The sequence below is a fragment of the Azospirillum brasilense genome, from assembly GCF_005222205.1.
Taxonomy (GTDB): Bacteria; Pseudomonadota; Alphaproteobacteria; order Azospirillales; family Azospirillaceae; genus Azospirillum; species Azospirillum brasilense_G.
This window is the reverse complement of the sequence record NZ_CP032347.1, coordinates 422,450-442,477: the sequence shown is the minus strand read 5'-3', so window position 1 is coordinate 442,477 and position 20,028 is coordinate 422,450. Positions and strand designations below refer to the sequence as shown.

General features: G+C 70.3%; 20 protein-coding genes. 14 read left to right on the top strand and 6 right to left on the bottom strand.

All coding sequences use genetic code 11. The features are described from left to right. Together glpK and D3869_RS24195 are read left to right on the top strand one after the other, a co-directional pair. The gene (gene glpK / locus D3869_RS24200; RefSeq protein ID WP_137142341.1) at positions 1–1,506 is read left to right on the top strand and encodes a glycerol kinase GlpK; all 1,506 of its coding nucleotides are present in this window, start codon (positions 1–3) and stop codon (positions 1,504–1,506) included. A gap of 12 nt (positions 1,507–1,518) precedes the next feature. Next, the gene (locus D3869_RS24195) at positions 1,519–2,292 is read left to right on the top strand and encodes an SDR family NAD(P)-dependent oxidoreductase (protein ID WP_137142340.1); all 774 of its coding nucleotides are present in this window, start codon (positions 1,519–1,521) and stop codon (positions 2,290–2,292) included. On the opposite strand, the gene D3869_RS24190 is transcribed toward D3869_RS24195, so the two are convergent. Then, positions 2,282–2,863 carry an AAA family ATPase gene (locus tag D3869_RS24190; RefSeq protein WP_175426588.1) on the bottom strand — a complete coding sequence of 194 codons (582 nt, stop codon included), beginning with the start codon at positions 2,861–2,863 and terminating at the stop codon, positions 2,282–2,284. The genes D3869_RS24195 and D3869_RS24190 overlap by 11 nt on opposite strands. Before the next feature lie 49 nt (positions 2,864–2,912). On the opposite strand from D3869_RS24190, the gene D3869_RS24185 reads away from it, so the two are divergent. Further along, positions 2,913–3,380, top strand: a complete 468-nt coding sequence (locus tag D3869_RS24185) for a flavodoxin family protein (RefSeq protein ID WP_137142338.1) — start codon at positions 2,913–2,915, stop codon at positions 3,378–3,380. 123 nt (positions 3,381–3,503) lie between these two features. Next, entirely contained in the window at positions 3,504–4,844 is a 1,341-nt protein-coding gene (gene gltA / locus D3869_RS24180; RefSeq protein WP_137142337.1) for a citrate synthase, read from the top strand. 15 nt (positions 4,845–4,859) lie between these two features. On the opposite strand, the gene D3869_RS24175 is transcribed toward gltA, so the two are convergent. Both D3869_RS24175 and D3869_RS24170 read right to left on the bottom strand, forming a co-directional pair. Beyond that, positions 4,860–5,723 carry an aldose 1-epimerase family protein gene (locus tag D3869_RS24175; protein ID WP_137142336.1) on the bottom strand — a complete coding sequence of 288 codons (864 nt, stop codon included), beginning with the start codon at positions 5,721–5,723 and terminating at the stop codon, positions 4,860–4,862. Between the two features lie 23 nt (positions 5,724–5,746). After that, positions 5,747–6,373 (bottom strand): MarC family protein, encoded by a 627-nt coding sequence (locus tag D3869_RS24170; RefSeq protein ID WP_247895945.1) that lies wholly within the window; start codon positions 6,371–6,373, stop codon positions 5,747–5,749. A 184-nt stretch (positions 6,374–6,557) separates the two neighbouring features. On the opposite strand from D3869_RS24170, the gene D3869_RS24165 reads away from it, so the two are divergent. From D3869_RS24165 to D3869_RS24120, 10 genes are all read left to right on the top strand, one after another. Next, complete coding sequence (locus tag D3869_RS24165; RefSeq protein ID WP_247895944.1) at positions 6,558–6,995, top strand: response regulator transcription factor; 438 nt, start codon at positions 6,558–6,560, stop codon at positions 6,993–6,995. Between the two features lie 27 nt (positions 6,996–7,022). Further along, entirely contained in the window at positions 7,023–7,661 is a 639-nt protein-coding gene (locus D3869_RS24160; protein ID WP_137142334.1) for a chemotaxis protein CheC, read from the top strand. A gap of 90 nt (positions 7,662–7,751) precedes the next feature. Next, positions 7,752–9,725, top strand: coding sequence for a methyl-accepting chemotaxis protein (locus D3869_RS24155; protein WP_137142333.1), 1,974 nt, complete (start codon positions 7,752–7,754; stop codon positions 9,723–9,725). Positions 9,726–9,747: 22 nt separating this feature from the next. Continuing rightward, positions 9,748–11,286 (top strand): chemotaxis protein CheW, encoded by a 1,539-nt coding sequence (locus tag D3869_RS24150; RefSeq protein WP_137142332.1) that lies wholly within the window; start codon positions 9,748–9,750, stop codon positions 11,284–11,286. An 18-nt stretch (positions 11,287–11,304) separates the two neighbouring features. Continuing rightward, positions 11,305–12,435: a chemotaxis-specific protein-glutamate methyltransferase CheB gene (cheB, locus tag D3869_RS24145; RefSeq protein ID WP_137142331.1), complete on the top strand. Its 1,131-nt coding sequence runs from the start codon at positions 11,305–11,307 to the stop codon at positions 12,433–12,435. Positions 12,436–12,468: 33 nt separating this feature from the next. After that, positions 12,469–13,086, top strand: a complete 618-nt coding sequence (locus tag D3869_RS24140) for a HEAT repeat domain-containing protein (RefSeq protein WP_137142330.1) — start codon at positions 12,469–12,471, stop codon at positions 13,084–13,086. Beyond that, the gene (locus D3869_RS24135) at positions 13,087–13,962 is read left to right on the top strand and encodes a CheR family methyltransferase (protein WP_137142329.1); all 876 of its coding nucleotides are present in this window, start codon (positions 13,087–13,089) and stop codon (positions 13,960–13,962) included. It begins immediately after the preceding gene. Positions 13,963–13,974: 12 nt separating this feature from the next. Next, positions 13,975–14,373, top strand: coding sequence for a response regulator (locus D3869_RS24130; RefSeq protein ID WP_137142328.1), 399 nt, complete (start codon positions 13,975–13,977; stop codon positions 14,371–14,373). Further along, positions 14,370–16,568: a chemotaxis protein CheA gene (locus D3869_RS24125; RefSeq protein ID WP_137142327.1), complete on the top strand. Its 2,199-nt coding sequence runs from the start codon at positions 14,370–14,372 to the stop codon at positions 16,566–16,568. The genes D3869_RS24130 and D3869_RS24125 overlap by 4 nt, the downstream gene beginning before the upstream one ends. Beyond that, complete coding sequence (locus D3869_RS24120; RefSeq protein ID WP_137142326.1) at positions 16,568–16,807, top strand: hypothetical protein; 240 nt, start codon at positions 16,568–16,570, stop codon at positions 16,805–16,807. Before D3869_RS24125 ends, D3869_RS24120 begins: the two co-directional genes overlap by 1 nt. Positions 16,808–16,946: 139 nt before the next feature. On the opposite strand, the gene D3869_RS24115 is transcribed toward D3869_RS24120, so the two are convergent. Genes D3869_RS24115 through D3869_RS24105 form a run of 3 tightly spaced genes read right to left on the bottom strand, consistent with a single transcriptional unit; the run spans position 16,947 to position 19,817 of the window. After that, complete coding sequence (locus tag D3869_RS24115; protein WP_137142325.1) at positions 16,947–17,345, bottom strand: response regulator; 399 nt, start codon at positions 17,343–17,345, stop codon at positions 16,947–16,949. Next, on the bottom strand, positions 17,342–19,195 hold the full coding sequence (locus D3869_RS24110; protein WP_137142324.1) for a sensor histidine kinase: 1,854 nt from the start codon (positions 19,193–19,195) through the stop codon (positions 17,342–17,344). The genes D3869_RS24115 and D3869_RS24110 overlap by 4 nt, the downstream gene beginning before the upstream one ends. Then, the gene (locus D3869_RS24105; RefSeq protein ID WP_014242550.1) at positions 19,176–19,817 is read right to left on the bottom strand and encodes a chemotaxis protein CheC; all 642 of its coding nucleotides are present in this window, start codon (positions 19,815–19,817) and stop codon (positions 19,176–19,178) included. Before D3869_RS24105 ends, D3869_RS24110 begins: the two co-directional genes overlap by 20 nt. Positions 19,818–20,028: the final 211 nt, after the last annotated feature.

Genomic DNA, 20,028 nt, shown 5'->3' with positions numbered 1-20,028 from the left:
ATGTCTGAAGCCGGCCACGTCCTCGCCATCGATCAGGGCACCACCTCCACCCGCGCCATCGTCTTCGACCGGCAGGGCGTTCCCGCCGGGGTGGCCCGGCGCGAGTTCGCGCAGCATTATCCGGACGACGGCTGGGTGGAGCACGATCCGGAGGACATCTGGCGCGACACCGTGGCGGTGATGCGGGGCGCCGTGGACGAGGCCGGGCTGAGCGCCGCGGACATCGCCGCCATCGGCATCACCAACCAGCGCGAAACCACCGTCGTCTGGGACCGCCGCACCGGCGAGCCGGTGCACCGCGCCATCGTCTGGCAGGACCGCCGCACCGCCGACCTTTGCCGCAAGCTGGTCGAGGAGGGCTGCGGGCCGCTGGTGCGGCGCAAGACCGGGCTGCTGATCGACTCCTACTTCTCCGCCACCAAGATCGCCTGGATTCTCGACCATGTCCCCGGCGCGCGGGAGCGGGCGGAGCGGGGCGAGCTGTGCTTCGGCACCATCGACAGCTTCCTGCTGCACCGGCTGACCGGCGGGCGGGTGCACGCCACCGACGCGACCAACGCCTCGCGCAGCATGGTCTTCGACATCCATCGCCAGGACTGGGACGACGAGCTGCTCGCCCTGTTCCGCATCCCCCGCGCCATGATGCCGGAGGTGCTGGACAGCAGCGCCGAGTTCGGCGCGACGGAGCCGGACCTGCTGGGCCGCGCCATCCCGATCACCGGCATCGCCGGCGACCAGCAGGCGGCCACCTTCGGGCAGGCCTGCTTCGAGCCGGGCATGGTGAAGTCCACCTACGGTACCGGCTGCTTCGCCCTGCTGAACACCGGCGACACGCCGGTGGAATCACGCTCCAACATGCTGACCACCGTCGCCTACCGGCTGGACGGGCGGACGACCTACGCGCTGGAGGGCTCCATCTTCATCGCAGGGGCGGCCATCAAGTGGCTGCGCGACGGGCTGGGGATCATCACCCACGCCTCCCAGACCGACGACATGGCGACCCGCGTTCCGGACAGCCACGGCGTCTATCTGGTGCCGGCCTTCGTGGGCCTGGGCGCCCCACACTGGGACCCGGAGGCCCGCGCCGCCATCTTCGGCCTGACGCTGGACGCCGGCCCGGCCCACATCGCCCGCGCGGCGCTGGAGGCGGTCGCCTTCCAAACGCGCGACCTGCGCGACGCCATGGTCTCCGACTGGGCGGCCTCGCACATGGCGACCTCCGACGCGCTGCGGGTGGACGGCGGCATGGCGGCGAACGACTGGCTGTGCCAGTTCCTGGCCGACGTGCTGGACCTGCCGGTGGAACGCCCGGCGGTGATCGAGACGACCGCGCTGGGGGCGGCCGGGCTGGCTGGGCTGAAGGCCGGGGTCTACCGCGATCAGGCGGCGCTGGCCGGCGCCTGGCGCTGCGACCGCCGGTTCGAGCCGCGGATGGACGCGGCCAAGCGCGTCCGCCTGTACGACGGCTGGCTGGACGCCGTGCGCCGCGTGCGCCGCGAACGCTGAGGGGCAGGAGTCATGACTCTGTTGGGCGAGGACCTGCGCGGCAAGCGCGTGCTGGTGACCGGCAGCAGCCGGGGCATCGGGGCGGCGGTGGGCACCGCCTTCGCCAGCCTGGGCGCGCGGGTGGCGCTCCATGGTTCTGGTGGCAATGATGCCGCGGCGAGGCTGGCGCTTGCCCTCACGGCGGGCGGGACGGACGTCTACGCCGTCACCGGCGACTTCCGCGACCCGCGCGCCGTGGAGTCGGCGGTGGACGCGGCGGTGCAGGCGCTGGGCGGGCTGGACATCCTCGTCAACAACGCCGGCACCATGGTCGGACGGGTGCCGCTGGAGCGGATCGGCGACGACTTTCTGGACGAGGTGATCGACCTCAACCTGCGCTCCGTCGTCGTGGCCTGCCGGCGCGCCCTGCCGGCCCTGCGCGCCGCCGGGGGCGGGGCCATCGTCAACACCGTCTCCATCTCCGCCCGCACCGGCGGCAGTCCCGGATCGTCGGTCTACAGCGCGTCGAAGGCCTTCGTCTCGACCTTCACCCGCTCCCTGGCGGCGGAGCTGGCGCCGGACCGCATCCGCGTCAACGCCGTCTCGCCCGGCACCATCAACACCGATTTCCACCAGCGCTACTCCTCGCCGGAGAAGCTGGCGGCGACGGCGGCGCGCATCCCGTTGGGCCGGCTGGGCACGGCGGAGGACTGCGTCGGCGCCTATCTGTTCCTGGCGTCGGAGGCGCTCAGCGGCTACATCACCGGGCAGGTGATCGAAGTGAACGGCGGCCAGCTTATGGCGTGAGCTGGGTGGGCGTGAGCGGCCCCGGTTGGCCAAGCCGGTCCAGGACGAAGCGCAGCCGTTCCGCCACCGGCGCCTTGGGCAGTTCGACCAGTTCGTAACCCAGGCCGCGGTAGGTCTCGACCATGGCGTCGTGGGTCGCCGCGGCTTCGGCCAGGGTCTGCCGGCGCTCGGCGTCCGGCGCGAAAATCTCCGGCCAGGGCGGTGCGACAAAGACGGTCCGGTGATAGCGGAATTGCCGGGCCGCCCTTTCCAGATGTGCGGGAACCGGGCGCTTCATCAGGCGCAGATAGCCGAGGATGTCCGGGATGCCGCGGTCGAAGAAGACCGTCCCCTCCTGCTCCCGCGCGAGGCGAAGGGAGCGCAGTTCCCAGCACAGCATCAATTCCGCGAAGGCGGGCGGGTCGATCCAGGGCAGCGCCGGCCCGCCGATGGCCATCTGGTCCTGGATGATGGCGCGGCCCGCCTCCACGCTGTGGGCGTGGCCTTCGCTGGCCAGCGCGTCGATCAGGGTGCTTTTCCCGGAGCCGGGGCCACCGGTGACGACGACGAAGCGGCGCGCGTCTTCGCTCATGAGACGTCCTCCTGTGTTGTTGGTACAGTCGCCGTGGAAAGGACGAATCATGCCGCCCAAACGCCTTCTCGTCGTCGCCCATTGCCCGTCGCCAAACACGCGGGCGCTGCTGGACGCCGTGCTGCGCGGAGCGCGGTCGCCGGAGGTGCAGGGGGTGGAGGTGGTGGCGAAACCGCCGCTGGAGGCCGGTCCGGAGGATGTGCTGGAGTCGCAGGGCGTGATCCTCGGGACGACCGAGAATCTGGGCTATATGAGCGGGGCGCTCAAGGATTTCTTCGACCGCAACTACTATCCCTGTCTGGAGCGCACACAGGGGATGCCCTACGCGCTGTTCGTCCGGGCGGGCCATGACGGGACGGGGACCTGCCGCGCCGTCGCCTCCATCGCGACGGGGCTGCGCTGGCGTCCGGTGCAGGAACCGCTGGTCTGCCGCGGCCCGTACCGCGACGATTTCGCCCCCTCCTGCGAGGAACTTGGGCTGCTGATGGCCGCCGGGCTGGAGGCGGGAATCTTCTGACGGCCTATGCCCGGCGGAGTGGCATCTATCGGGAGTGCTATTGACGACACCCCCCTTTCATACAGTCTCCTACGTGCAACGAAACAGCGTCACGCCCGATGACGCGTGCATAAGGAGGGGCCGATGGAGAGCAGCAAGGGCCGGCCGGTCTGGCGCGGCGAGGTCAAGCAGGTCGGGACCATCACGGTCACCGACGACACGACCGGAAAAACCGTCAAGCTGCCGCTGCTGGAAGGCGAAACCGGCCCGCGCGCCATCGACGTGCGCAAGCTCTATGCGGAAACCGGGTATTTCACCTTCGACCCCGGCTTCACCTCCACCGCGAGCTGCGAGTCGGCGATCACCTTCATCGACGGCGACGAGGGCATCCTCCTGCACCGCGGCTACGCCATCCAGGATCTGGCGGAGAACTGCGATTACCTGGAGGTCTGCCACCTGCTGCTGCGCGGCGAGCTGCCGAATCCGCAGCAGAAGGAGGAGTTCGAGCGCACCATCACCTACCACACCATGGTGCACGAGCAGTTGAGCCGCTTCTACAGCGGCTTCCGACGCGACGCCCACCCCATGGCGGTGATGTGCGGGGTGACCGGCGCGCTGTCGGCCTTCTACCACGACTCGACCGACATCCTCGACCCGCGCCAGCGGATGATCGCCGCGCACCGGCTGATCGCCAAGATGCCGACCATGGCCGCCATGGCCTACAAATACTCGGTCGGCCAGCCCTTCATGTACCCGCGCAACGATCTCAGCTACGCGGAAAACTTCCTCTACATGACCTTCGGGACGCCGTGCGAGACCTGGAAGGTCGATCCGGTCCTGGCCCGCGCCATGGACAAGATCTTCATCCTGCACGCCGACCACGAGCAGAACGCCTCGACCTCCACGGTGCGGCTGGCCGGCTCGTCGCACGCCAACCCCTTCGCCTGCATCGCCTCGGGCATCGCGGCGCTGTGGGGGCCGGCGCATGGCGGCGCCAACGAAGCCGTGCTGCTGATGCTGGAGCAGATCGGCTCGGTCGAGCGCATCCCCGAGTTCATCAAGCGCGCCAAGGACAAGAACGATCCCTTCCGCCTGATGGGCTTCGGCCACCGGGTCTACAAGAACTACGACCCGCGCGCCAAGATCATGCGCCAGACCTGCTACGAGGTTCTGGACGTGCTGGGCATCAAGGACGAGCCGCACCTCGCCATCGCCATGGAGCTGGAGAAGATCGCGCTGGAAGATCCCTACTTCGTCGAGAAGAAGCTCTATCCCAACGTCGATTTCTATTCCGGCATCATCCTGAAGGCGATGGGCTTCCCGACCAGCATGTTCACCGTGCTGTTCGCGCTGGCCCGCACCGTCGGCTGGATTTCCCAGTGGCAGGAGATGATCGAGGACCCGCAGCAGAAGATCGGGCGCCCCCGCCAGCTCTACACCGGCAATCCGGGCCGCCCCTTCGTTCCGCTGAACAAGCGCGGCTGACGGACCGCCGGTCTCTTACCCCACGGCGACGCGGTAGCTCAGCTCCCGCGTCGCTCCGGGGGCGAGGTGAAGCAGCCCCGGCTTGTCCGCGAACTCCCCGTCGAACTCCGCCGGGGAGGCGTGGCCGTGCCAGGGCTCGATGCACAGGAAGGGCGCGCCGCTCGGCTTCGACCAGATGCCCAGCTCTTGGAAGCCCTCCCAGGAGACGGTGAGAACCGGCGTGCCGGGCGCGCCGTAGCGGACGGAACGGCTGGCCGGCCGGTCGAGGATCACCGCGTCCCGCGTGAACAGCCCTTCGCTCAGCGGCAGGCGGCGGCCCTCGATGGGCGTCGGCTCCGGCTGCGGCGACAGCAGGCCGCCTTCGACGCGGCGGATCGGCGCGGGCTCGTCGGTTTCGAACAGAAGCTCGTGCGCCTCCTTCGGGACGCCGTCCTGCAACGGCCAGAGGAAGGCCGGATGCACGCCGAGCGAGGCGGGCAGCGTCTCCGTGCCCGGATTGGTGATGCGGTGGCGGATGGTCAGCCCGTCCGCGTCCAGCTCGAAAATCAGTTCCAAATGGAAGGCGAAGGGGTAGTGCGCGCGGGTCTGCGCGTCGTCGGACAGCGACAGGCGGCAGAGGGTGGCGGTGTGTTCCTCCCAGGCGAAGCGGCGGTCGCGGGCGAAGCCGTGCTGCGTCATGCGGTGGGTCTGTCCCTGGTGGCGCAGCGTGTCGTCCTTCAGCCGGCCGACGATGGGGAACAGCACCGGCGCGTGGCGCGGCCATTCCGGGCCGGCCTGCCAGAGCAGTTCCCGCCCGTCGAGGGTCAGGGAGCACAGCTCCGCCCCGTCGGCCTTGATCGCGGCGCCGAGGCGCCCGTTGCTGAGCGTGTGCCGGTCCATGGTCGGTTGTCCCTCTGTGGATATCAGTGCGGCGGATAGACGGCGGTGATGCCTTCGATGATCGTCTGGGCGGCCAGCGCCGCCAGGACGATGCCCAGCACGCGGCTGACCGTGTGGATCACCGTGCGCCCGAGCAGCTTGTTCACCAGATCGGCGACGACCAGCAGCGCCATGACGCTGCCCACGGCGGCTGCGGCGGCGCCCAGCACCAGGCCCTGGCCGGCCAGCGTCGCGCCGTAGCGGTCCATCAGCAGCAGCGTGGAGGTGATCGCGCCCGGCCCGGCGATCAGCGGGATCGCCAGCGGGAAGACGGCGAGGTCGTGGGCCTCCTCCTCCGTCCGGGCATCGTCCGCGGTGCGCTCTTTGCGCTCGGCCCGGCGCTGGAACAGCATCTCGAAGGCGATCCAGAACAGCAGCGCGCCGCCGGCGATGCGGAAGGCCGGCATGCCGATGGACAGGGCGTTCAGCACCAGTTCGCCCAGATAGGCGAAGAAGACGATGATGGCGAAGCTGATCAGCGGCCCGCGCAGGGCGATGGTGCGCTTGCGCCGGCTGTCGAACCCGCGGGTGAGGCCGAGATAGATCGGAACCAGCCCGATCGGATCGACCACGACGAGAAACACCACGAGCGCGCTGATGAAATCTTCCACGGACGAAACCCCGGACGCCATGACCCTGTCGGCCGATCCTCTGTTAGCAAAGCCACCGCGGCGGGCCAAGGGGAGGCTCGTCGAAAAACGCTGATTGCGGACCGCAATCCATGCTGGCGTGCGGCGTGGCGGTGGTTATAATCGCTTCACAAATCAAATTTTCTCTCCTCCCGGAGCACAGGCGTTGAGCAAGACCGTAATCGTCGTGGACGACAGCAAGCTGTCCCGCATGCATGTCCGCGGCATAATACTTCGGAACAAGCCGGATTGGACGGTCATCGAAGCGGCGAACAGCGCTGAGCTTTATGGAAAACTGCACGAAAGTGATATCCATATCGCCATAATCGATTTCAACATGCCGGGGGACAACGGCCTGGAGGCCGCCGCCCGCCTGTTGCAGGCGAAGCCGGACATCCGCGTCGCCATCATCACGGCCAACGCCCAGGATTCGGTGGTGTCGGGCATCCGCGCGCTGGGCGCCGCCTTCATGCCCAAGCCGCTGGAGGAGGAGCAGATGGCCCGCTTCCTGACCGCCGCCAGCCTGCCGCGCCGCCCGTCGCCCGCATCATCGTCCTCCAACGACTCGTCATCCAACGATGTGGCCGGCGGGGGCGCCGGTTGACCGGCCCGGTCCGGCCGGCACCCGCCGATGGACCCGATCCCCATGCGGCTTGAGCTGGACGATCTGGAGCGCGACGCGCTGACGGAGCTGGGAAACATCGGCGTCGGCCGGGCGTCCACGGCGCTCAGCCGGATGATCGGCGGGCCTGTGGAACTTTCCGTGCCAATGGTCACCCTCGTCCCCGGCGACCGGGTGTCCGGCCTGCTTCGGTCGACGCTGCCGGGAGCGTTGATCGCGGTGACCGAGTGCCTGTCCGGCGCCTTCCTCGGTTCGGCCATCCTGCTGATGCCGGAACGCAGCGGCCTGCCGCTGGCCGCCGCCGCCCTGCCGCCCGGCGTTCCCAAGGAGGACGCGGCGGAGTTGGTGGAGGAGGCGCTGGCCGAGGTCGGCAACATCGTGCTGAACAGCTGTCTGTCCTCCATGGGGAACCTGCTGGGCGTCGCGATCGGCACCACCCTTCCGCAGGTTCTTCGCGGGATGGGGGACGACCTGCTGGACCGTTGCGGCGTCGCCCTGACGGCGGAGGCGCAGGCCATCCTGTTCCACGTCACCTTCCGCACACCGCCCCACGATGTCGAGGGGACCGTGGTCCTGGCGCTCGACGCCGGATCAGCGACGGAGCTGAAGGCGGCCATCGGGCGCTACATCGGCCGGGTGCTGGCCTGAGGGCGGGCAACCCGCCGGCAATCAACACACGCCAATCAACAAGAGCCCCCGGCAGGGACGCACGGGCTCGTGGGGCAAGGGGTTTGGATCATGGCCTTGGTCAAGAAGAAGCGGATCGACACGGCGAACGCCTCCCGCAACGCGGACATCGGCGAGGACGCGGCTGCGCTTCCCAATGACGCCGCTGTGTCCGGCCAGCCCGACAACGCCCTGTCGACCCGCCGCGCGGCGGAGGTCCGGCGGCGCGCCCGCGCCGGGAACCGGCGGCGCAAGGCGGCGGAGGGCATCGCCGCCGCCGCGAACGAGCTTGCCAGCGGGGTGACCCAGGCCGCCGCCGCCGCCGAGGAATTGCGCAAGGCGATGGAGCAGGTCGCCGCCGGGGCGGAGGAGGCGGCCAGCGCCACCCAGCAGTCGCAGCGGATGATCGACCGCAGCGCCAGCCTGATCGGGCGGGCGCGCAGCAACGCCGAATCCTCGCTGTCCCGCATCGAGGCGCTGCAAGCGCTGATGAAGGACGTCAGCGGCCAGATCCTGACCTCCGTCGATGGGCTGGTCCGCGCCGCCGCGCGGCAGGAGGCCGCGGTCGCCCTGGTTCGCGACCTGGAGCGGCAGGCGGCGGAGATCGGCACCATCGTCGAGGGGGTGGCGGTCATGGCCGACCAGACCAACCTCCTGGCGCTGAACGCCGCCATCGAGGCCGCGCGTGCCGGCGACGCCGGGCGCGGCTTCGCCGTGGTGGCCGACGAGGTGCAGGCCCTGGCCGAGCGGTCCGAGCGGTCCGCCAACGAAATCAACCGCATGGTCGTCCAGATCCAGGAGGCGGTCGGCGCCATCGCGGAGAGCATCGTGGCCGGCGCCGACGCGTCCAAGGCGGAGGTGGAGCGGGGCCGCAAGATCGCCGGCCAGCTCGACCGGGTCCGCGACGGCATGGGGGACATCGCTCGCGGCGCGCAGGACACCATCAAGGCCGCGCTGGAGGCCGATTCCGCCGGACGGGAGGCGCAGCGCGGCGCCGAAAGCGTCGCCTCCGCCGCGGAGGAGCAGGCGGCGGCGAGCGAGGAGGCGCTGAAGACGGTCGGCGAGCAGGCCAAGGCGCTGGCCCAGAGCGAGCAGGCCGCCGGCCAGCTGTCCGATCTGGCCGACGAGCTGACCGGCAGCACCGACGTCCACCGCGCCGCCGGGGACCTCGCGTCGGCCGCCGAACAGCTCTCCGCCGCCATCGAGGAGATCAACCGGGCCGCCGCCCAGATCATGGCGGCGATCACCCAGATCTCCCGCGGCGCCCAGGCCCAGGGGGCGGCCACCCACCAGTCCAGCAGCGCCATTGCCGAGATCGATGCCAGCGCCAAGCTCGGTCACAGCCGCGCCGAGGAGGCGCTTCAGCGCTGCGTCGGCCTGGAGGCGTTGCTGTCCGAGACGCAGGACATGGTGGGCGCTCTGACCGCCGGGGTGGGCGAGGCGGTGGCCGCCAGCCTCCGCACGGTGGAGCGGATCGGCACCATGGAGCAGATCGGGCGGCGCATCGACAAGGTGGTCGACGCCATCTCCATCATCGCCATCCAGACCGGCATGCTGGCGGTCAGCGGCTCCATCGAGGCGGCGCGGGCCGGGGAGTTCGGGCGCGGCTTCACCGTCGTCAGCAACGACATCCGCAACCTCGCCCGCGACAGCTCGGAGAATGTCGAGCGGGTGAAGGACATCGTCCACGCCATCCAGGACCAGATCGGGCGCGTCCGCCGCGACATCGAGGACATCGGGGGCGAGACGGCGCGCCAGTCCGTCCGCCACCAGGAGTTCGCCGGCAGCCTCGCCGCCGCCATCGCCGACCTGCGCACCGTGATCTCCGGCAGCCGCGAGATCGTCGAGAACGCCGGCGAGGTGCAGCGCGCCGTGGCCGAGGCGCAGAAGGGCGTGGAACAGGTCGCCGCCGCCGCCAACCAGGCCAATCGTTCGGCCAACGAGGCGGCCAAGGCCGCGCGGGAGCAGGCCAAGGGCGCGGAGGAACTGGCCGCCGCCATCGAGGAGATCGCCGCCATGGCCGAAGAACTGCAAGGGGCCGGCTGACCGGCCGGCGGGGAGACGACCGATGGCCGCGATCATCCGCCGCGACGGCGCGCGTTCCTTCGTCCTTTTCACGGTCGGTGGCATGGAATTGGCCTTGCCGCTCGACGGCGTGCTGGAGATCCTGCGCCCGCCCGCGCTGGTGCGCATCCCGCTGGGCCCGCCCAGCCTGGAAGGGCTGGCCCGGCGGCGCGGCGCCGTCCTGCCGGTCATCGGATTGCGCCGGGTCCTGGGCCTCACCGGGGCCGGGGAGGGCGAAGCGGGTCAGGGAGGGACGAAGGCGGCGCGGCTGCTCATCGTTCGTCACAACAGCCAGCCGGTCGGCCTGCTGGTGGACCGGGTCCTTGGCCTGTCCGCCGTGGACGAGGACCGCATCGCCGAGTCCGGGACAGTACCCGACCCGTCCATCGACGCCGATCTTCTGGCCGGCGCGATCCTGGCCGGCAGCGGCCGTGACGGCGCCCTGATCCTCGACCCCGGCCCGCTGATCGAGCGCCAGTTCACCGACCTCGGACGGGGGGCGGCGGGAATCGCCGACTTCAGCGCGGCGCCCCAGCCGAAGACCGCCGCCGCCATCCGCCAGGACGAGGAACAACTCGTCGTCCTCACCGTTGCGGAGCAGGAGTTCGCGCTGCCGGTGGCGGCGGTGCGGGAGATCGTTACGGTTCCGGAGACGGTGGCCCGCGTCCCCCGTGCCCGCGCCCATCTTCTGGGCATGATGACGCTGCGCGATGCGCTGCTTCCTCTGGTCGGGCTGCGGGAGCTGTTCGGGCTCGACGAGCGGAAGGGGATGGACCGTGGCAAGGTGGCCGTCCTGCGCACGGCGGAGGGCCTGGTCGGCGTGGCGGTGGAGGATGTGCGGGAAATCCTGCGCGTTCCCCGCGAACGGATCGATCCGGTGCCGCCTCTGATGGCGCGGGAGGCGGAGTTCGAGGACATGGACGGCATCGCGCGGCTGGACGGCGGCGCGCGGCTGATCCCGGTCCTGTCGGCGGAACGCTTGTTCCGTCATGGAGCGGGCGATGGCGCGGGGCTGGGCGCGCCTGCCCAGGGGCGCGAAGGAGGGTCGGCTGTGGCGATGGACGCGGAGGCGGAACGGGCGGAGGCCTTCGTGGTGTTCCGGCTGGCCGGGGCGGAATACGGCCTGCCGGTCGCGGCGGTGCAGGAGGTGCTCCGCCGGCCCGACGCCGTGACTCCGCTGCCCAACGCGCCGGATTTTGTGAGCGGCGTGACGACCCTGCGCGGCGCGGTCCTGCCGCTGGTCACGCTGCGCCGCCTGCTGCGCCTGCCGGAGGACCAGGGGAGCGCGGGGGAGCGAGGCCGCGTCGTGGTGATCGCCGCCGGGGCGGCCCGTGCCGGGCTGCTGGTGGACGGCATGGCCGGGATCGTCCGCCTTCCGGACGACGCCATCGGGCCCGCCCCCGTCGTGTCGCAGGCGCAGCACCGGCTGATCCGCCGCATCGGCGCGCTGGACGGCGCCGGGGAGCGGCGGATGATCCTGCTGATGGACCCGGCGGAACTGCTGGACATGGACCAGCTCGCCGACCTCCTGGCCACCGTCTGATCGGAAGGTGGTCCTGTCATGGTGAAGGTCCTGGTCGTCGATGATTCGGCGCTGATGCGGCGGCGCATCGGGGACATCCTCTCGTCCGCCGGCTTCGAGGTGGAGTCCGCCGCCGACGGGGCGGAGGCGCTGGAACGGCTGCCGGTCTTCGATCCGGATGTGGTGACCCTGGACGTCACGATGCCCGGCATGGACGGCCTCGCCTGCCTGAAGCGCATCATGGTCGAGCATCCGAAGCCGGTGGTGATGGTCTCGGCCCTGACCGCAGACGGGGCTGAGGTGACCCTGGAGGCGCTGCGGCTGGGGGCGGTCGAGGCGGTGCGGAAGCCGACGGGGATCGGCGCCATCGCCGGCATCGCCGAGGAGCTGGTCGACACCGTGCGCGCCGCCGCCGGGTCGCGCCCGCGTCGGGTGCTGGGTCTGCGGGAACGGCTGCGCCGGGCGCGCGAGCGCATCGCCGGGGCGGATTTCTTGGCCGACGCTCCACCGTCCAAGCCGTGGGCCGCGGACGAGGGCGGCGGCGAGGTTCCGGGTGGTGGGCCGGATGAGGGACCGGGTGAGGGGCTGGTGTTGATCGGCGTGTCCACCGGCGGGCCGCGCACGCTGGAAGACATCCTCCCGCTTCTGCCGGAGGATTTTCCCTGGCCGGTGGTCGTGGTCCAGCACATGCCCGCCAGCTTCACCGGACCGCTGGCCCGCCGTCTCAACACCATTTCCGCAATTACGGTGGTGGAGGCCGCGACGTCCACGGCGCTCCAGCCCGGAATGGCGTGCATCGCGCGCGGCGGCGCCGATCTACAGATCGTCCGGCGCGGCGGGCGGCTGTGCGCCCAGCCCGTTCCGATGGATGAACGGCGGAGCTGGCACCCCAACGTCGACCGCCTGGTCGAGAGCGCCCTGCGCGCCGTGGCACCGTCGCGGCTGATCGGCGTTCTTCTGACGGGCATGGGGTCGGATGGCGCGGTCTCGATGGCGGAACTGCGTCGCCAGGGCGGCCGGACCATCGCGGAGGCCGAGGCCAGCGCCGTCGTGTTCGGCATGCCGCAGGAGCTGATCCGCCGCGGCGGCGCCGACATGGTGCTGCCGTCCGACCGGGTGGCCCAGCAGTTGGGGCGGTGGGTGATGGCCCTGGGTGATGGCCGTGGGTGATGGGATGAACGCGACAGGCGTGGAGGCGGCGGCATGGCCCTGGTGAAGGCCCGGAAGATCGACGGAGCGAAGCCGGCGGGCGCCGCGGAGGGCGGCGATCCGCTGGCGTGGCTGGAGGATGCCGACCCGGCCCGCCGGCGTCAGGCGGCCCACGCGCTTGGCGATCGTCCCGACGCCGTGCCCGCCCTGTCCGCGCGGCTGACGCGCGAGGAGGACCCGAGCGTCCGTGAAACCCTTCTCACCGCGCTGGTCCGCATCGGCACCGCGGCCGCCGCGGCGGCGCTGGTGCCCCATCTGGCGAGCGAGGACGTCGGGCTGCGCAACGGCGTGATCGAGAGCCTCCAACAGATGCCCGCCGCCGTGGCGATGCCGGAGGTCGCCCCGCTGCTGACCGCGGCGGATTCGGACCTGCGCATCTTCGCGGCCCAGCTCATCGGGAAGCTGCCCCATCCGGACCGGCTGGACCTGCTGGCCGGGGTGATCGACCGCGACCCGCACGTCAACGTCTGCCTGTCCGCGGTGGAGGCGCTGATGGAGGGCGGCGACCCCGCGGCTCTGCCGGTCGTCGAGCGGCTGTCCGGACGTTTCCCGGACGACCCTTTCGTCGCCTTTTCCGTCGACGCGGCCCGCCGCCTGTTTTCCGGAGCCTGAATGAGCCTGCCTTCGGATAAGGGGCCTTCGGACAAGGGAGACACCGCCGGCCTGAGCGCCGCGGATTATGACGCCTTCTGCCGGTTCTTGCGGGAACGCACCGGCCTGTCCTTCACCGAGGCCAAGCGCTACTTCGTCGACCGCCGCGTGTCGGAGCGGATGGCGGCGGTCGGCGTCGAGCATGTCCGCCAGTATCTGAACCTGCTGCGCTTCCAGGCGTCGGGGGAGGAGCTGCAGCTTCTCGTCAACCGCATGACGGTGAACGAGACCTATTTCTTCCGCGAACTGTATCAGCTCGACTGCCTGGTGAACGCCGCCCTGGATGAGGTGGTGCGCGGGCGCCCGCCGGGCAGCCGGGTGCGCATCTGGTCCGCCGGCTGCGCCACCGGGGAGGAACCCTATTCCATCGCCATCACGCTGCTGGAGCGGTGGAGCCGGGTGGACGAGTTCGAGATCGAACTCTACGCCTCCGACATCGACAGCCAAGTGCTGGCCCGCGCGCGCGAAGGAATTTACGAGCAGCGGTCGCTCCAGGCGATGCCGCGCGACCTCGTCGCCAAATACTTCACCCGGCTGGACGACCAGAGCTGGCAGATCATGGAGGAGCTGCGGGACTCCATCGATTTTTCACTGGTGAACATCGCCGACCCGCAGCAGATGGAGAATTTCCGTGGCATGGACGTCATCTTCTGCCGCAATCTGCTGATCTACTTCGACGATCTGGGGCGGCGCGAGGCGGCATCGATGTTCTACGACGCGCTGTCGCCCAACGGCTTCATCTGCCTCGGCCATTCGGAGAGCATGAGCCGGATGTCCTCGCTCTTCGTGCCGCGCCGGTTCCCCGACGCCATCCTCTATCAGAAGCCCCAGAGTTAAGGAGGCCGTGCGGTGACCGACCCATCCAATCCCCAACCCCGCGTCCTCGTGGTGGACGACGCCGTGACCGTCCGGGCCTACACCCGGCAGGTTCTGGAGGCCGATGGCTTTCGGGTCGACGAGGCGGTGAACGGGATCGACGGGCTGGAGCATGCCCTGGCGTCCACGCCGGACCTGTTGATCGTCGACATCAACATGCAGAAGATGGACGGCTACACCATGCTGCGTCGCCTGCGGCAGGAGCAGACCCTGCGCGATGTGCCGGCGATCATGATCAGCACCGAATCCAAGGACAGCGACCGCGAGAAGGCGCTGCTCGCCGGGGCCAACTGGTATTTCGTGAAGCCGGTGCGCCCCGCCGACCTCACCGCCGCCGCCCGCCTGCTGACCGGCCGGGAGGCACGCTCATGAGCGCGCTGTTCGAGCAGTTCGTCCTGGAATCGCGGGAGCTGCTGGAGGCGGCGGGCGCCGCCCTGCTGCGGCTGGAGCGCGACCCGATCGACAAGGCCGCGGTCAACGACCTGTTCCGCGCGCTGCACACGCTGAAGGGGGCTACCGCCCTGTTCGACATGGCGCCCTTCACCCGCATGGTCCATGCCGGCGAAGACGCGCTGATGGCCGTGCGCGACGGGCGCGCCGCCATGACCGGGGATCTGGCCGACCGTTTGCTGGAGTTGCTCGACACCGGCGCGGCGTGGGTCGATGGGCTGGAATCCAGCCAGTCCCTTCCCGACGATGCCGACGCCCGCGCGCGGTCGCAGGAGGCGGGGCTGCGCGCCGCCCTCGGCGGGCCGGCGGAGGCCACAGGCGGTGGCACGCCCGCCGGCTTCGCCTGGGTGGACGACCTGCCGGCGGCCGAGCGGGCCAAGGCCGCCGGGCGCACGGTCACCGCCATCGCCTACGACCCCACGGAGGACTGCTTCTTCGCCGGGGACGATCCGTTGGACCTGTGCCGTCGCATTCCCGATCTGCTGCTGCTGCGCATCGAGTCCGCCGTGGCGTGGCCGCCGCTGAGCGACCTCGACCCCTACCGTTGCGCCCTGCGTTTCCGCGCGCTGAGCGGCGCCCCGAAGGACGAGCTGACTCGCCTGTTCCGTGGCGTTCCCGATCAGGTGGCGCTCGCCACGGTTGCTATTCCCACCCAGACAGCCGAGACGGCGCCCCTCGCGGCGCCGGCCAGCCTCGCCACCGCCATGCTGCGGGAGCAGGCGCGCATCCTCGGTCTGCCCGGCAGCGACGAGGAGACGGCGGCTCGCCGGGCCGCGGTGCTGCGGGCGGTGCGCAACATCCTCGCCGCCGAAGGGCGGAACGCCGACGCGCCGACCTTGGACCGCGCCGCCGACGGCCCGCCGGACGCGCTCATCCGCTGCATTGACACTTTGGCGGACGGCCCGGCCGCGGCGCCGCCGACCGTGCCCGCCGCTCCGGCTGCTCCGGCGCGGCGGGCGCTGCGGGTGGACGCTGAACGCATGGACCGGCTGATGGCGCTGGTCGGCGAACTGGTCGTCGCCAAGGGGAGCTTGCCCCATCTCGCCCGCGAGGCGCAGGAGGGGCGCAGCGCCGACGCGCTGGCCCAGGGCATCAAGGAGGCCCACGGGCGCATCGACTCCATCGTCGGCGAGTTGCAGGACGCGGTGCTGCGGTTGCGGCTGCTGCCGTTGTCGCGCGTCTTCGACCCGTTGCCCCGGCTGGTCCGCGACACCGCGCGGCGGCTCGGCAAGACGGTCGAACTGCATCTTAGCGGTGGCGAGACGGAAGCGGACAAGGACATCCTCGACATTCTGGGCGAGCCGCTGCTGCATCTCGTCCGCAACGGGCTGGACCATGGCATCGAACCGCCGGAGCGCCGCCGCGCCGCCGGCAAGCCGGAGGTGGCGGCGCTCCGCGTTCAGGCCTTCCAGGACAGCGGCGGCGTGGTGGTCGAGGTGTCCGACGACGGGGCGGGCATCGACGCGGCGGCGGTGCGCCGCAAGGCGGTGGCGACGGGCGCCCTGACCGCGGAGCAGGCGGCGGCGCTGTCCGATGCCGAGGCGCTGCGCCTGATCCTGCTGCCGGGACTCAGCACGTCGGACACAGTGTCGGACCTGTCGGGCCGCGGGGTGGGGATGGACGCCGTGCGCGGCGCGGTGGAGCAGGCGGGCGGACGGGTGGAGGTCGCCTCGACCCCCGGCGTCGGAACGCGCTTCCGCCTCGTCCTGCCGCTGACCATGATGGTCACGCGGCTGGTGACGGTGGAGACGGCGGGAGCGCTCTACGGCTTGCCGGTCACGCTGGTCACCGGCATGCAGCGCGTTCCCCGGGGCGCGATCCGCCGGATGAAGCACGCGGAGAGCGTCGTCGTGCAGGATACGGTGGTGCCGCTGCTGCGGTTGCGCCGCCTGCTCAACCTGCCGGAGGACGAGCGGGAGCGCAGCGGGGAGGCGGTGCTTCTGGTGGACCTCGGCGGACAGCCGGTGGCGCTGGTCGTGGACGCCTTCCGGGAGCGCGCGGAGGTGGTTCTGAAGCCGATGACCGGGCTTCTCGCCCGGCTGCGCGGCTATGCCGGCACGGCGGTGCTCGGCGACGGGCGCCTTCTGCTCGCCCTCAATTTGCGGGAGCTGCTGTGATGCCCATCCGTTTCGAGGGCCACACGGCCCGGTTCGAGGCCGCCTGCTCCATCGACGAAGCCATCCCGCTGGCCGAATGGCTGTGCGCCGTCGCGGAGCCGCGGCTGGACCTCGGCGGCTGCACCGCCCTGCACACCGCGCTGCTGCAGGTGCTGCTGGCGTCGGGACGGCCGATCGCGGTTCCGCCGGACGACGCCTTCCTGAAAAGCTGGGTGTTGCCGCTGCTGGTCAAGCCATAGCGCGCCCGCGCGTGTCGCGGGCGGCGCCTAAAGCGGATTGCAATCCGCTTTGGATCGCGACGGCGGTCCCGGCCGCACATGCGGCCGAAGCCCGCCGGCAAGTGAGGCGATGTGAGTCTAAAGCGAACGGAAGTTCGCTTTAGGAGAACAGCTCCATCGTATCGGGAACCTTGGTGGGCGTCCGCCCGGCCAGGATGGCGGCGACCGCCTCCACCGCGGAGACCAGCGAGGTTTGCGAGAACGGCTTGGGCAGGCAGCCCAGGCCATATTCGCGCGTCGGTTCCACCTCCTCGCGGTAGGAGGTCACGAACAGGCAGGGGATGCCCAGCGCGGTCATCCGGCGCGCCGCGTCGATGCCGCTGGAGCCCTGGGCCAGATGGATGTCCACCAGCGCCAGATCCGGCTTGACCTCCTGCGCCAGGACCAGCGCCTTTTCGCTGGTCGAGGCCGGCCCGTGCACCTCGTGCCCGGCGGATTCCAGGTAGAAGCTCTGCTCCATGGCGATGAGGACCTCGTCCTCGACGAGAAGGATCTTCATCCGTTCCACTCCGCCGCGCTTTCTTCCAGAATGGGGCCGCGCGTCTCCGGCATGGTCAGCGCGATGCGGAAGGAGGTGCCCCGTTCCACCGGCATCAGGGTGACCGTCGCCCCGACCTGACCGGTCAGGCTGGTGATCAAGCGCATGCCCAGGCTGCGCGACCGGCGCATGTCGAACCCGGCGGGAAGGCCGGGTCCCTGGTCGGTCACGGTCAGCGCCAGCAGGTCATCGGTCCGGTCGAGCGACACCAGGACGTTGGCGGGCGCGGACCCGCGATGCTTGATGGCGTTGGTGATCAGCTCGTTGGCGATCAGCCCCAGCGGTGCCGCCTGATCGATGGGCAGGTCGACGCGCTCGGCCCGCACCTCGATGGAGCCCAGCGTCTCACCGCCCGAGGCGCGGGACAGATCGGCGCACAGCTCGTTCAGATAGCTGCCGAACTCGATGGTCTGGAACTGCTCGGTCTGGTACAGCCGGCTGTGCACCCGCGCGATGGCGTCGATGCGGCTGCGGGCGTCCTGGAAATGGACGCGCTCGGCGGCCCCCGGCAGGCTCATGGTCTGCAAGGTCAGCAGGCTGGAGACGAGCTGAAGGCTGTTCTTCACCCGGTGGTTCACTTCGCGCAGCAGCGTGGACTTCTGCCCCACCAGCTTGCGCAGCGCCGCCTCCATCGACTTGATCTCGGTGACGTCGATGTGCATCAGCACCGCCCCGCCGAAGGGGCCGGCGGCCATCGGGGCGGCGAGGCAGCGGTACCAGCGCGGCCCCTCGTCCGACAGGCCGGGATACTCGATGGACACCGGCGATCCGCCGCGCAGCAGGCCGCGCAGCCCTTCGATCAACGCGTCGGCGTGCTCCGCTCCGCTGCGGGTGGCGGCGCAGGCCTCCAGATAATCGTCGCCGATGGCCGAGCCGTCGCCGAGAAAGCCGGCCTGTGGGCCGCTTTCCGCCCAGGCCTTGTTGACCGAGATGATGTGCCCGCCATGGTCGAGAACGGCGATGTGCGCCGGCAGCGCGTCGAGCGTGGCCTTGGTCTGCTCGGCGAGCTGGCGCATGGCGAGGGCGTTGGCCTTCAGTTCCTCGCGGGTGCGGCGGCGCTCGGTGATGTCGCGCAGGACGCCGGTGATGAAGCTCCGCCCCTCCGACTCCCAGCGGGCCAGCGACACCTCCAGGTCGATGCGGGTGCCGTCGCGCTTGCGGCCGATCAGCTCAACCGGGGCCGGCCGGCCGGCCGGGTCGCGCTCCAGAAGGCCGGACCAGTCGGGAGACCCTTCGGCGAGGAAGAGGCTGACATGCTGGCCCATCAGTTCGTTGGGCGGAAAGCCGAACTGCAGGGCCGCGGCCCCGTTGGCCCATTGCACCACACCGCGCGTGTCGGTGGTGACGATGGCGTCTGGGGCGGTGTCCACGATGGCGCGGTAGCGCGCGTCGCGCTGTTCGCGCAGAACCCGCTCGCGGTTGACCACGGCGGTGACGTCGGTCACCTGGATCAGGCAGTAGGAGGCGTTGGCAACGGTGAAGGGGCGGATCAGCACGTTGTGGACCATCCGCCGCCCGTCGGGGCAGCGCAGCGGGAACAGCACCGGGTTCAGCGTGTGGGACAGAACGCTGGGCGCTCCGGTCTCCAGCACGTCGCGCACCGCGTTGTGCAGCCGCGTGTCGCGCAGCGACGGCAGGGCCTCCACCAGCTCCCGCCCATGGATGTCGGGTTCGGGTGTGCCCGACGCCCTTTCCATCCATCGGTTCCAGAACTGCACGCGGCCATGGCGGTCCAGCACGACGATGCCGGCGTCCATCGCGTCGAGAAGCCCGTCCAGCCAGGGCATGCGCTTAAACTCGGTCGGTTCCATCGGGCGTTCCGGAGGCGATGCGGTCGATGAATCCATGGATCAGTCCCTTCAGCGACTCCAGAGACGACAGTCCCATGAGCAACGCGATGTAGCCGCGAATGCTCCGGCTGCGGATCAGGAAGTCGATGTAGAGGAACATCACCAGCTCGTCGGGGTTTGGCCCGTTGCTTTGGAAGATGCGGTCGCTGTCGCCGCGCAACACGCTGGGCAGCGAGATGTCCAGATTGTCCTTCAGCGTGTTGGCCATCACGACCAGACAGCCATTGAGGATGATGTTGCCGATCTCCGCCAGCGCGTCCTGTTCCAGATCGACGATCTCCTCCAGGCTCAGCTCGCTGCCCAGGACGGCGCGGGCCAGCTCCAGGCTGTTGGTCTCCGGGAAGATCAACAGGGCGCGGCCGGAAAAGGACCCGTCGAAACGCTGCTCCACCGCGACGAGGCTCATTTTCTCGCGCGCGGCCAGGAGGCCGGCGGCGTCGTTGCGGCTGACGATCTCGATGGAGGGAACGGACAGCAGGACCTGATCGGCGACCATGCGGCTGAGGTTGGTCGCGGCACGGCCGACGCCCATGTTCACCAGCTCGGTCAGCGCGTCGCGCTCGAGGTCGCTCAGATCAACCATGCACCGACGCTCCCGTTTCCATGGACACGCCGGTGCACCGGCGCCCCCGGGCACAGTGCGACAGGAATGCCGTCAAAGTCTCCCCCGTCGACGGCATAGGCCAAATTGGGAGTGCTCTAGGCAATTGAGCAACAAGGCGCCGTCGATCCAACAATTGGTACCTTCCATTGATCGCGGTCCGAATAAAATGGTCGTTTGTACTGTGATCCAG